This is a genomic window from Jiella sonneratiae (assembly GCF_017353515.1).
GTDB lineage: Bacteria > Pseudomonadota > Alphaproteobacteria > Rhizobiales > Rhizobiaceae > Jiella > Jiella sonneratiae.
The window spans coordinates 51,205-63,338 of sequence record NZ_JAFMPY010000013.1 but is presented as its reverse complement, the minus strand read 5'-3'; the positions used below and the strand labels follow the sequence as shown (position 1 = coordinate 63,338).

General features: G+C 70.8%; 9 protein-coding genes. 4 read left to right on the top strand and 5 right to left on the bottom strand.

Annotation, left to right across the window (positions count from 1 at the left end; translation table 11 throughout):
* Nucleotides 1–72: 72 nt before the first annotated feature.
* Nucleotides 73–600, bottom strand: coding sequence for a gamma carbonic anhydrase family protein (locus J1C47_RS13270; protein ID WP_207351254.1), 528 nt, complete (start codon nt 598–600; stop codon nt 73–75).
* Between the two features lie 260 nt (nt 601–860).
* Between J1C47_RS13270 and J1C47_RS13265 the strand changes: the two genes are divergently transcribed.
* The 3 genes from J1C47_RS13265 to J1C47_RS13255 all read left to right on the top strand — a co-directional run bounded on the left by J1C47_RS13265 (nt 861) and on the right by J1C47_RS13255 (nt 6,376).
* Nucleotides 861–1,994 (top strand): metallophosphoesterase family protein, encoded by a 1,134-nt coding sequence (locus J1C47_RS13265; protein ID WP_207351253.1) that lies wholly within the window; start codon nt 861–863, stop codon nt 1,992–1,994.
* Between the two features lies 1 nt (nt 1,995).
* A complete protein-coding gene (locus J1C47_RS13260; RefSeq protein ID WP_207351252.1) occupies nt 1,996–4,683 on the top strand; it encodes an AAA family ATPase in 2,688 nt (895 codons plus the stop codon).
* A gap of 427 nt (nt 4,684–5,110) precedes the next feature.
* Nucleotides 5,111–6,376 carry a porin gene (locus J1C47_RS13255; protein WP_207351251.1) on the top strand — a complete coding sequence of 422 codons (1,266 nt, stop codon included), beginning with the start codon at nt 5,111–5,113 and terminating at the stop codon, nt 6,374–6,376.
* 515 nt (nt 6,377–6,891) lie between these two features.
* Here the strand turns inward: J1C47_RS13255 and J1C47_RS13250 are convergent.
* Complete coding sequence (locus J1C47_RS13250; RefSeq protein ID WP_207351250.1) at nt 6,892–7,917, bottom strand: glucokinase; 1,026 nt, start codon at nt 7,915–7,917, stop codon at nt 6,892–6,894.
* 193 nt (nt 7,918–8,110) lie between these two features.
* The gene (mepA, locus tag J1C47_RS13245) at nt 8,111–9,127 is read right to left on the bottom strand and encodes a penicillin-insensitive murein endopeptidase (protein WP_207351249.1); all 1,017 of its coding nucleotides are present in this window, start codon (nt 9,125–9,127) and stop codon (nt 8,111–8,113) included.
* Nucleotides 9,128–9,432: 305 nt separating this feature from the next.
* On the opposite strand from mepA, the gene J1C47_RS13240 reads away from it, so the two are divergent.
* Complete coding sequence (locus tag J1C47_RS13240; protein WP_207351248.1) at nt 9,433–10,164, top strand: glutathione S-transferase; 732 nt, start codon at nt 9,433–9,435, stop codon at nt 10,162–10,164.
* Here J1C47_RS13240 and J1C47_RS13235 read toward each other — a convergent pair.
* Nucleotides 10,140–11,384: a BatD family protein gene (locus tag J1C47_RS13235; RefSeq protein WP_207351247.1), complete on the bottom strand. Its 1,245-nt coding sequence runs from the start codon at nt 11,382–11,384 to the stop codon at nt 10,140–10,142. The genes J1C47_RS13240 and J1C47_RS13235 overlap by 25 nt on opposite strands.
* A gap of 95 nt (nt 11,385–11,479) precedes the next feature.
* On the bottom strand, nt 11,480–12,130 hold the full coding sequence (locus tag J1C47_RS13230) for a tetratricopeptide repeat protein (RefSeq protein WP_207351246.1): 651 nt from the start codon (nt 12,128–12,130) through the stop codon (nt 11,480–11,482).
* Between the last annotated feature and the right edge of the window lie 4 nt (nt 12,131–12,134).

The window sequence follows — 12,134 nt, the reverse complement described above, 5'->3', positions numbered from 1 at the left end:
GGTGAAGAAGGTGAGGCGTCTTACGCGGTCGTGACCTTCGGGAAAAGATGCCGGGCCGCCGGACCGGACGATCTATCCGTCGATCCGCTTCAGGCCCGCGGCGTAGCGCCGGCCGTTGTCGCGATAGTGCCGGGCCGATTCCTTCAGCTTCTCCGCCGCCGCCGCATCGAGCGTGCGCACCACCTTGGCCGGCGCGCCGACGACGAGCGAACTCTCCGGAAACGTCTTGCCCTCGGTGACATGGGCGTTGGCGCCGACGATCGACCGGTCGCCGACCTTGGCACCGTTCAGCACCGTCGCGCCCATGCCGATCAAAACGTTCTCGCCGATCTGGCAGCCATGCACGATCGCCGCATGGCCGATCGTACAGCCGGCACCGATCGCCAGCGGCGAGCCGAGGTCGCTGTGGAGCACCGCATTGTCCTGGATGTTGGTGTCCGCGCCGATCTCGATCCACTCGTTGTCGCCGCGGATCACCGCGCCGAACCAGACGCTCGCCCCGCGGCCGATCCGCACCCGGCCGATCACCTGGGCGTTCGGGGCGATGAACACGTCCTCGCCGATCTCGGGGCGGTCCTCGCCGAGCTGATAGACGGGCATCGCCGCTCCTCTCCTTCTTCTTCTTGTTGCCGCGGGAATTTGCGCGATGGCGGCGCATGCGGTCAAGCGCTGCCGGAAGGGCGAAGCGCCCGGGGGTGCCGGGCAGCGCGGCCGGCGCGGCATCGCCGAAAGCCGCACCTTGCCGGCCCGGAAAAGCCGTTGAAAAGGCTCGCGAACGGCCATTCGCCCTTGCATCGCCCGCCGCCGCCCGGCACGTTCCCGCCAAGATTGGCGGCAACCCGAATCGCAGACGTCAGACGATGATCCGGCTTCTCCACACGGCGGACTGGCAGATCGGCAAGCCCTTCGGCGGTTTCGACGAGGAGCGGCGGGCCGGGCTGCGGGCGGCACGGTTCGAGGCCGTCGGCCGGATCGCCGCGCTCGCCGCGACCCGCGGCGTCGACGCCGTGCTCGTCGCCGGCGACGCCTTCGACGACAACACCGTGCAGGAGCGCGACCTCAACCGCGTGCTCGACGCGATGGCGGCCTATGAGGGACCCTGGATCCTGCTTCCGGGCAATCACGACGCGGCGACGACGGGCAGCGTCTGGGACCGGCTGCGGCCCCTCGCTCTCCGGCGCGGTGTCGCCAATCTGGTGATCGCCGACGAGCCGGCACCGATCGCGCTTGCGGGCGGGCGGCTCGTCGTCCTGCCGGCGCCGCTGCGCCGCCGCCACGAGGGCGCCGACCTCACCGCCTGGTTCGACGCCGCCGAGACGCCGGCGGCCGCGCTCCGGGTCGGCCTCGCCCATGGCGCGCTGGAGAACCGCCTGCCGCAGGGCGCCGATGCCGGCAACCCGATCGCCGAGACCCGGGCGGCGAGCGCGCGGCTCGACTATCTCGCCCTCGGCGACTGGCACGGTTTCGTCGAGATCGCGCCGAAGACCGTCTATGCCGGAACCCCGGAGCCGGATCGCTACCCCGCCAACGAGCCGGGCCACGTCGCCCTCGTGGAACTTGACGGGCCGGGCGAGCCGCCGCGCATCGAGCGGGTCGCCGTCGCGCGCTATGCCTGGACGGTGCGGACCGAGCGCATCGACGGCGACGCCGGCGGGCTGGAGGCGGTCTTCGCCGCCTTTCCCGATCCCGGGCACACGCTCCTGCGGCTCGTCCTCTCGGGCAGCCTGCCGCTGCGCCAGCGGGTGGAGCTCGAAGCGGCGATCGGCCACTGGCGCGAGCGCTTCTTTCATCTCGACCTCCGGGACGAGGACCTCTACGACGAGCCCGACGAGGACGATCTCGACCGCATCGACGTCTCGGGCTTCGTGCGCAGCGCCATCGAGACCCTGCGGGCCAAAGCGGCCGATCCCGCCGATCCCGAGCGGGAGGCGGCGCGGCTCGCCATCCGGATGGCCTATGTCGAACATCGCCGCCTGACCCCTTCCGAGGGTTGAGATGTATCTGAAGTCGCTCGCCGTCTCCGAATTCGCCAGCCTCGCCGAGGCAAGGCTCGAAGCGCTCGATCCCGGCCTCAACGTCGTCGTCGGCGACAACGAGGCCGGCAAGTCGACGCTTCTCAAAGCGCTGCGCGCCGCCTTCTTCCAGAAGCATCGGGGCCGCGGCGAGACGGTTGAAGCCTTCCTGCCCTATTGCGGCGAGGGCCGGCCGAGCGTTTCCATCGCCTTTTCCCATGGCGGCGCCGACTACCGCCTGTCGAAGAGCTTCCTGACCCGGCCCGCGGCCGAGCTCCTCGGGCCCTGGCCGTCGCCGGTGTCGGGCGACGCGGTGGAGGAGAAGCTCGCCGAGCTCTTCGGCTTCGTCCATCCCGGGCGGGGCGATTCCAAGCTCGCCGAGCATCAGGGCGCCTTCGGCCTGCTCTGGGTCGAGCAGGGCCGCTCGAACGGCGGCCTCGACATCGGCGCCGGGCGCGACGCGGTGACCGCCTCGCTGGAAGGCGAGGTCGGCACCATTCTCGGCGGCGAGCGCGGCCGCTCGCTGATCGCCGCCGCCAAGGCGCTGAACGACCGGCATTTCACCGCCACGGGACGGACCGCGGCGAATGCGCCGCTGAAGGCGATCGACGACGAACTGACGCGCGCGCGGGAGGACCTCGTCGGCCGGCGGGCGGCGCTTGCCGAGCTCGAGGAGAAGCTCAAACGGCTGGAAGACCGGCGCCGGGCGCTCAAGGGATACGAGGAGGCCGCGACCCTCGAAAAGGCCGAGGAGGCGCTGCGCTCCGCCGAGGCGGCGATGCGCCGGGCCGAGGATCACGACCGGGAATGGCAGGCGGCCGAAAGCGCCGTCCGGCAGGCCGAGGCGGTGCGCACCGGCGCGGCCGAGGCGCTGAAGCGCCGCGACGACCTGGTCAAGGCGGTGGAGGCGGCGCGCACCGCCTTCGAACGCGCCGCCGCCGATCACGCCGAGATCGACGCCGCCGCCCGCCTCGCGGTCGAAGCGGTCACGGCGGCCGCTCAGGCCCAGGAAGAGGCGCGCAAGGCGCTGAAGGCGGCCGAGGACCGGCACGAATCCCACCGCCGGCGCGCCGATCTTTCCCGCGCGGTCGCGGAACGGGACCGGCTGTCGGCGGTCGTCGCCGAGGCCGGCGACCTGACCGAGCGGATCGCGGCACTCGCGGCGCACCGCGACCTCCTGCCGATCGACCAGAAGAGCCTCGCAGCCGTCGAGAAGGCCGAGCGCCGGCGGCGCGACTGCGAGGTGCGCCTGCAAGTGGCGGCGCCCGCCGTCACCTTCGAGCCTGAGGCGGACGGGGCGGTGCAGCGGGAGGACGGACAGGCGGTGGCGGCCGGCGTGCCCACGCGCGTGACGTCGCGCAGCCGCTACCTTCTCGGCGGCTTCGGCGCCGTGACGATCGAGCCGGGCGGCGGCGCGGCCAACCTCGAATCCGAGCTGCGCGAGGCGGAGGCCGCCCTCGCGGCGCTTCTGAAGGGCGGCGGCGCGGCGAGCGGCGACGAGGCCCGGCGGCTTTTCGCCGAGCGTCAGGACGTCGAGGCCGAGCTGAAGCTGGTCTCGGCCCGCCGCGATGCGCTGGTGTCCGACGGCCTCGACGCCGCCAAGGCAAGGCTGCGCGCGGCCGAGGCGGCGGCCGACCGGCTGAACGCCGCGATCGGCGGCGAGGGTTCAAAAGGCGCGGCGGAAGCTGAAGCTGAAGCGACGGCGGGGGAGAGCGGGGACGACGAGGCCCTTGCCGAAAGCCTGGTCGCGGCGCTGAACAAGGCGCGCCGCGCCACCGCCACGGCCGACGAGCGGCTGCGGGCGGCCTCCAAGGAAAGCGAAGCCGCGGCGCTGCGCCGTGCCGCGGCGGAGAGCGATCGCAGCCATCTCGAAGCCCAGGCGCTGCGCCTGCGCTCCGAATGCGAAGGTGCGGAGGCCGCGGCCCCGCGCACCACCCTGGTCGATCGGCTCGCCGAGGCCGATGCCGATCTCGAGGCAAAGCGCGGACGCCTCGCTCTGAAGGAGCGTGAGCGGGTCGGCGACGGGCGCGAGGCGGCCGAAGCGCGGCAGAAGGCGGCGGAACGGACGCTCCGCCAGATCGGCCGTACGCTGCAGGAACTGCGCGACGAGACGATCGGCCTCGAAGCCGAGGTGCGCGTTTCCGGCGGCAGCGGCCTCGGCGAGACGGTGCAGCTCCTCGAAGAGGAGATTGCCGATCTCGAACGGCGCCGCGCCCGCACGGCGCTGGAGGCGTCCGCCGCAAGGCTTCTCTACGAAACCCTCGGCGAGGCGCGAAGGGCGGCCCGCGAGCGCTGGCTCGGGCCGATCAAGACGCGGGTCGCGCCGTACCTGCGGCTGATCCATCCCGAGAGCGACATCGACCTCGACGAGGAGACGCTCGAACTGAAGGGGCTGACCCGCGCCGGGGTGGCCGAGCGCTTCGAGCGGCTCTCGGCGGGCGCGCGCGAGCAGGTGGCGGTGGTGACGCGCCTGGCGCTCGCCCAGGTTCTGAAGCAGGGCGGCCATCCGGCGGCCGTCATCCTCGACGACGCGCTGGTCAACACCGACGAGATCCGGCTGGAACGCATGCACCAGGTGCTGCGCGAGGCGGCGAAGGATCTGCAGGTGATCGTGCTGACCTGCCGCGAGCGCGACTTCCGCGACCTCGGAGCCCCGACCTTCCGGCTGTGATTCGGGCCGCCGGGCCCTGCTGCCCGGCCCGCCGCAAGCCGCCGCGCGACGTCAGCCTCGGGCGGGCTCAAGCCACGTGCAAGCTTCGTCCGCGGCCGGCGTGGGGCCCTGCCGCGCGGCCGGAGCCGCCCCGATGCCCTCCTCGGCCGAAAACCGTTCAAAAACGCTCCGAAACCGCCGCGTTCCGGCTGTGGTTAGCGGCTGGTGAACGAAAAAGTGGCATCGGCGCAACACGGGTGTGACCAAAGCGTCCCAAACCGCGAGTGTGGCAGTTATGCGATTGCATCGATTTCCCGGCTGGATATTGTCGCGTCAGAAAGATCGCGGGGGCAAACGGCTTCGGACTTTCGCAGAGGGGATGGGGCAGGGAAGGCTGTCCTTCATACAAGGCCCAACCCTAACCTATTAATTGACTGGAGGTCAGGACATGAACATCAAGAGCCTTCTTCTCGGCTCCGCTGCGGCCCTCGTCGCAGTTTCCGGCGCCCGCGCTGCGGACGTCATCGTTCCGGTTGCGCCGGAACCCGTCGAATACGTCAAGGTCTGCGACGTTTACGGCACCGGCTTCTACTACATCCCGGGCACCGAGACCTGCCTGTCGATCGGTGGCTACGTCCGCTACCAGATCAACGCGTTCAGCAAGGTCGAGGACGACTTCGGCACCAACTACCTGTTCAACAACGAGGGCACCAACTACCTCGTCGGTTCGCAGGTCCGCGTCCGCCTGAACTTCGACGCCCGTGAAGAGACCGAGCTCGGCACCCTGCGCGCCTTCGCCCGCGTCCAGGCCACGAACTCCTTCGGCGCCTACTCGGCCGATCAGGCCTACGCGATGGACCAGGGCTACATCCAGCTCGGCGGTCTGACCATGGGCTACCTCGACAGCCTCTGGACCGAGGACGACGGCCTCCTTACCGATACCGACCTCGCCCTCGGCGACTACCAGACCAACCGCATTTCCTACACCTACGCCTCGAACGGCTTCTCGGCCGCTCTGGCGATCGAAGACGACGCTTCGGGTGACTGGCGTCCGGACGTGGTCGGCCGTCTGGCCTATGCCGGTGGCTGGGGCCGCGTCTACATCGCCGGTTCGTACGACGAGCGTGAGGCCGGTGGTCTCATCAGCAACCGTTACGCGGTCAACACCGGCCTGCCGGGCGACTTCTTCATCAGCGACTTCGACCAGGGCCGCAACGACGGCGCCTTCGCCCTCAAGGGCGGCCTGAGCCTGAAGGACCTGATCGCCACCGACTCCGAGCTGCGCATCGAGGGCGGCTACGCGTTCGATCCGTCGAGCTACATGACGATCGGCCTGTTCAACACCTCGACCGTCGGCACGACGCTCGTCGGCACGCTCGCCGGCACGCCGCTCCCGGTCGAGTGGCAGGTGGGTGCGGGCTACTCGCAGTCATTCGGCAAGCTCGGCGTCGCCCTGTCGGGCGCCTACGGCGAGACCTTCGCGATCGACGGCGTCACCGCTGTCGGCCCGACGACCGTCGCCGACCTCGGCCGCGGCAAGTACTACAAGATCGTCGGCAACGTCGGTTACGAGATCACCAAGAACTTCGACATGCTGGCGGAAGTTTCCTACGCCAACATCGACTTCGACGGCACCAACACTGCCGTGTCGGACTTCAGCGGCAACTCGGTCGACCAGACCGCCGGCTTCCTCCGCTTCGTCCGCTCCTTCTGATCGAAGCAGCGACAAGCCAGGAATACATGATGAAGGGGTCCGGCGTTCGCGCCGGGCCCCTTTTCGTTTGCGTGGTCGGTTTCGCGCGGTCCCGAGATTATGCCGCGGGTTCGGCCACTGCGGCGGGAAGGGCACGCCGACCGGTCGAAGCCTGAATCTTACCGGAGGGTCGGGGCCTTCCGCCGCATTCGGCGGGGGGACGCCTCGGCGTTCTTGCTCGCCGGTATCGAGAGAAAGATCGGGCGACACCGCCTGTGGCACGGGGCGTCCGGCGATTCCGGCGGGGCCATCGGTGGGAGCGGGGCTTTCCAAGCGACCATGCGCGACGGCCCGGCGCCGGAAGGCGGGATGGGCTTTCCCGATCAACCGGATCGGCGTCGTCGGTCAATGCGATAACGTGCCGGCCTCCCGCCGCCGCCCCGGACCGTGAAAGCGACTTCGGCAGGCATGCCGCGGAGAGTGGCGATGTCGGAACGGTCTCCGTGCGTCCCGGAGGACGCGCGCGGCCGGGGGCCTCAGCCGACCCAGCGCCGGCCGGTCGTCTCCAGCCCGAAGAAGCGCGGCGTGCGGGCGAAGGTCGCAAGACCCGCCAGCGCCGCCAGCGGCTCGGTCACCACATAGAGCGGGATCTCGCGCATCAGGTTGGAATGCGGCGCCTTGTCCTCGAAGGCGGCGCGCACGTGGTTCTTCTTCACCACCGGAATCAGCCGCTGGAAGATGCCGCCGCCGATGAAGACGCCGCCGCGGGCCATGAATACCAGGGCGATGTCGCCGGCGATGCGGCCGAGATAGGTGGCGAAGAGATCGACCGCCTCGCCGGCTTCCGCGTCCATGCGGTTGATCGCCGCCTCGGTGATCGCCTGCGGCGTCTCCAGCGACGGCTCGACGCTCTTCGTCGCGCAGATCGCCCGGTAGAGATTGACGAGGCCGCGGCCGCAGAGGATCTGCTCGCCGGAGACGCGCCCCTCGATGGTCTGGAGATGCGGCCAGATCTGGAGGTCGCGCTCGCTGCGCGGCCCCATGTCGATGTGGCCGCCCTCGCCGGCTACCGGGATCCACATGTTGCGGGCGCGCACCAGGCCGGCGACGCCAAGGCCGGTGCCCGGCCCGAGCACGGCGCGGCTCGCGCCCTCGCGGACGATGCCGCCGCCGATCTGCGTCCGCGCGTCGTCCTTCAGCGACGAGATGGCGAGGGCCTGTGCCTCGAAGTCGTTGAGGACGATGATCTCCGAGATCCCGAGGGCCGCGATCATCGCCTTCGGCCGGACCACCCAGGGGCAGTTGGTGAGGTCGATCTCGTCGCCGTCGATCGGGCCCGCCACCGCGAGCACCGCCGATTTCGGCTGCAACGAGGTCTTGTCGAGCACGCTCTCCTGGATCGCCGCGTCGATGTTCTCGTAGTCCGCCGTCTGCACCACCGGAAACATCTTCGGCTCGGCATAGGCGTCGACGATGATCGCGAAACGGGCGTTGGTTCCGCCGATGTCCCCGATCAGGATGGGAAATTTCAGCGCGTCGCTGACCTCGCGTGTCGATGCCATCTGATGCCCGCCGCTCAAATCGATTTGGATGGCATCGACATAGGACATCCGGCCTGCGAAGGCAAAGCGGCCGCGGCCCGTCGAAGGTGCCTTTCGCACGCGTCGGGCGGTGGCGTTCGGCCGCCGCCGGAAGGTCTACCCGGCAGCGTTCGGAGCCTTGCCGGCCGCAGGCAGCACGGCCGCCGGGCAGCTGTCACCGCGCGGGGCGCGGGGTCGGCACGGGAACGCTGGCGGCGGGCGGGGCGAAGGCGCTGGCATAGGCCCCGGCCGGCTCCATGCCGGTCGAGCTTCCGGCCGGGGCGGCGTCCGGCCGGGCACTGCCCCTGGCCGGTGCGGCGAGCACGGCCTTGCACGCCGCCGGCATGCCGGAGAGGGTCAGCGGCGGCTTCGGCTTCGGCGGCTTCGACCCCGGCGGCGGCGGCTTCAGCGCGACGTTGAACCACCAGTCGAGCTCGTCGCAGCCGTCGCCGCGCCCCACCGCCTGCTGCGGCTTGCAGCCCGGCGAGCCCGGCTGGCAGAACAGCCGGACGTGGAAATGCTCGTCATGGCCGTAGAAGGGGCGGACCTTCGCCATCCAGCCGCGGCCACGGCCCGCCGTTTCGCAGAGCTTTCTCTTGATGCCCGGATTGACGAAGATCCGCTGCACCTCGGGCTGCTCGGCGGCGAGCCGGATCAGGTCGAGATAGTGGCCGTTCCAGATCCGGTCGTCGACGGTGAAGGTGCCCTTCTTCAGGACCGAGCGGAACGGATAGGTCTCGCGCTGCTCGACGCTCAGCCGCGGCGAGGGCATCGGCCGCAGCCAGAGATCGAAGTCGAGGCCGACCTGGTGGGAGGCGTGGCCCGACGCCATCGGACCGCCGCGCGGCTGCGACACGTCGCCGACGAGAAGCCCCGGCCAGATGCCGCGCCGAGCCGCCTCGCCGGCCAGCCGCTCGATCAGCGCGACTGTGGCCGGGTGGCCGTAGCGCCGGTTGCGCGACAGCCGCATCACCTGCCAGTTCGGCCCGTCCGGCGGCAGTTCCGCGGCGCCTGCGATGCATCCGTCCGAATAGAAGCCGAGGCTCTGCGTCCCGCCCGCCGACGGCGCGCGCTCGGCCGAAAACAGCGTCTTCGCCGGCGTTTCGGCGAAGACGGGGCCGATGCCGGTCGCCGCGGCGAGAAGTCCGACGAACAAAGCAGCCGCAAGACGCGGCGTCGGCGATTGTCTCATGCTTTGCGTCCTTCGGATCGACCGCCCTTCGAAGCCTCGGGCACGTTGCCCGCAAGTCTCGATCACCAATCGGCGCGAAATTCGGACGGTTCCACCGCAAAGACGGGTCGCGCCTGAAGGGGCGCCAGATTGCCGGCATGGTGCGGCGGATCGGTCACGCCCGCACTCTCCTCCCTGACTTTCGACCCGATGCTCCCGTCAGGGGCCCCGCGTGGCGCCGGCGCCCGGCCGCACTATCCTCGGTGCCGGAAGGCATGAGCGCCGGCGCGGCGGCCGGCGACGGAGACATCAGGAGCCCTGAACCGATGACCTACGATCTCTATTACTGGCCTTCGATCCCCGGCCGCGGCGAATATGTGCGGCTGGTCCTCGAGGCCGCCGGGCTCGCCTATCGCGACATGGCGCGGCTCCCCGCTTCGAAGGGTGGGGGCATCGAGGCGATGTTCGCCTTCATGAAGGGCGAAAAGGGCGCCCATCGCCCCTTCGCCCCGCCCTTCCTCGTTTCCGGCGACATCGTCGTCTCGCAGACGGCGGTGATCGCGGCCTTCCTCGGCGAGCGCCACGGTCTTGCCCCGGAAGGCGAGGCCGACCGGCTGTTCGCGCGGTCGATTGCCGTGACGACGGCCGACTTCGTCGCCGAGGCGCACGATACCCACCATCCGGTCGGGTCGGGCCTTTACTACGACGAGCAGAAGGCCGAGGCGGCGCGTAGGGCCGAAGGCTTCCGCGCCGAGCGGATGCCGAAGTTCCTCGGCTGGTACGAGGCGCTCCTCACGGCAAATCCTGCGGCGAGCGGCTGGCTCGTCGGCAAGGCGCCGAGCTATGCCGATCTCGGCCTTTTCCAGACGGTGGCGGGGCTGCGCTACGCCTTTCCCCGGCGCATGCAAAGCCTTGCGGGCTCCTATCCGCGCGTCGAGGCGCTCTGCGCACGCCTCGCCGAAGAGCCGCGGATCGCCGCCTATCTCGCAAGCGACCGGCGGCTTGCCTTCAACGAGGACGGCATCTTCCGGCGCTATCTGGAGCTCGACGGCGAATAGACCGGCGCAGCGTCTCCCCCATGGGCAGGGCGCGTGTCCGCGTCGGTCCGCGCGCCCTGCCGGCGCAGCGCGGCCATGACCGCCCGGTCGATGGCGCCAAGGTCGACCGGCGCGGCCGATCCGGCGGCATCTCCGGCCCTTCTGCGAAACAGTGCGGCGTCGAGCGGCGCGAGCGCCCGTTCGGGCGAAAGGCCGTGTCTCGCAAGACGCCGCGCGGCATGGCGGCGATAGGCGCGCAGGTCGCCCCGCCCGCGGGCGAGACGCATCGCCGGAGCCTCCCGGTCGGGCAGCAGCCGGCGAAGACGGGCGCCAAGCGTTCCCGCCGGCAGCGGCCGGCGGCCGGCAAGCGCCGCGACGAGCGGCAGAGAAAGGCCGAGCAGCAGCGGCAGCAGCCACGCGGCGAGATTCGTGCGCGCCGCCCGGCCTTCCGGGGCGGTGATCGTCGCATAGGCGAAGCGGGCGGATTTCAGCACGATGTCGCGCATCTGCCGGCTCCTCGTGTCGAACCAGGGAATGTCGTAGGCCGGCAGATTGCCGGGCTCGGCCTTCGATGGCCGCAGCCGCCACTGCCAGCGCACGGTGCCGATCGGCCCGTCGCGGGTCAGCGTCGTCGTGCGCTCCTCCGGTGCGATGAAGGCGATCAGCCACGGCGCCACCAGCTTCGGCGGCGGCGGCAGGGCCGCGGCGGTCTGGCCGACGGCGGTGATCGTCACGGTGCGCGTCGCGGTCGCCCCGTCGGCGAGATGGGCGGTGTCCATGTCGAAACGGTCGTCGACGGTCACGTTCCGTGCCGGCAGCCACCAGCCGCCGCCCGTCGACGGCTTCGGCAGCACGGTGAGGGTGACGGCGTTGGAGACGACGGCGGTCTCGGTCCAGCGCCCGGTCCCGTCGTCGATGGTCAGCTGGTGGCGGAACGGCCCGATGGTGAAACTGCCGGCCTTTTGCGGATAGAGCGCCAGCTTGCGCTCCACCGTGGTGTATTCCCGGCCGTTCTTGCGGCCCTTCGACCAGATGTCGCGGCCGAGCTGCAGCCAGGTGAAGTTGGCAAGCTCGACCCCCTCGAAGCGCTCGCGGGTGATGAAGGCGTCGTAGTCGCCCTTCAGCGTCAGGATCACCATCTCGCCGACGAAGGGTTCCGGCGCGTCGGCCTCGATAGTCGCGGTGAGGGTGAGGTCCGGCGTCGCCGCCCGGGCCGCGGCGGCTCCGAAGAAGAGGGCCACGGAGAAGAGTGCCCCGAAGAACGCGGCCCAGTAAAATGCGGCGACGGGCCGGCGGCCACGGAGCGCCGCGCGACCTTGCCGTCCCGATCTTCCGGCTACCATGCGGTGTCCTCCGGTGGATTGGCGAGGCCGAGATCCTGGCGGCGCTGATATTCGGCCTTGATCCGGCGCTTCAGGTAGAGCGCCGGTTCGTCTTCCAGCGTCGTCAGCCAGCTTTCGGTGGCGGCGGTGAAGCTCTTCACCCGCGGATCGAGGATGCTGAGCTGGATCGCCAGGCTCTTCGCCTTGATGAGGTCGCGGTCGGAGGTGGTCGCCTCGGACGGGCCGTTTGCCGCAGCGTCGGCGGCGACGCCGTCGATGGAATTCGATTCGCCGATCACGCCCGGCACCTTCGCTACGACGAGGTCGCGGTTGAAGCGGGCGTCGGCATCGGCCGGATCGACGAAGAGGACGCCGTCGAAATAGCCGACGGCGAGGGCGTATCTGCCGGTGGCGGCGAGCGAGAGGCCGCGGTCGTAGGTCGCCTTGCGGCCGGCCTCGGCGAAGGCGCGGTCGGCGCCGGCATAGTCGCCGGCGGCATAGAGGGCGACGCCGCGCGCATGCGGGTCGGCGAGCAGCGGCAGGGCGAGCCGCGGCAGGCCGGAAGCGAGGGCGAGCCTGCCGAAGGCCTCAGGACCGGCGGCAAAGGCGGCGACCGCGGCGCCGGCGAGGCAGAGGGCGGCGAGGGGAAGGGTCCGGCTTCGCATCGCC

Excerpts from the sequence above, each read along its gene's own strand:
- J1C47_RS13270 (WP_207351254.1), bottom strand. The coding sequence starts at position 600 with ATGCCCGTCTATCAGCTCGGCGAGGACCGCCCCGAGATCGGCGAGGAC.
- J1C47_RS13265 (WP_207351253.1), top strand. The coding sequence starts at position 861 with ATGATCCGGCTTCTCCACACGGCGGACTGGCAGATCGGCAAGCCCTTC.
- J1C47_RS13260 (WP_207351252.1), top strand. The coding sequence starts at position 1,996 with ATGTATCTGAAGTCGCTCGCCGTCTCCGAATTCGCCAGCCTCGCCGAG.
- J1C47_RS13255 (WP_207351251.1), top strand. The coding sequence starts at position 5,111 with ATGAACATCAAGAGCCTTCTTCTCGGCTCCGCTGCGGCCCTCGTCGCA.
- J1C47_RS13250 (WP_207351250.1), bottom strand. The coding sequence starts at position 7,917 with ATGGCATCGACACGCGAGGTCAGCGACGCGCTGAAATTTCCCATCCTG.
- mepA (WP_207351249.1), bottom strand. The coding sequence starts at position 9,127 with ATGAGACAATCGCCGACGCCGCGTCTTGCGGCTGCTTTGTTCGTCGGA.
- J1C47_RS13240 (WP_207351248.1), top strand. The coding sequence starts at position 9,433 with ATGACCTACGATCTCTATTACTGGCCTTCGATCCCCGGCCGCGGCGAA.
- J1C47_RS13230 (WP_207351246.1), bottom strand. The coding sequence starts at position 12,130 with ATGCGAAGCCGGACCCTTCCCCTCGCCGCCCTCTGCCTCGCCGGCGCC.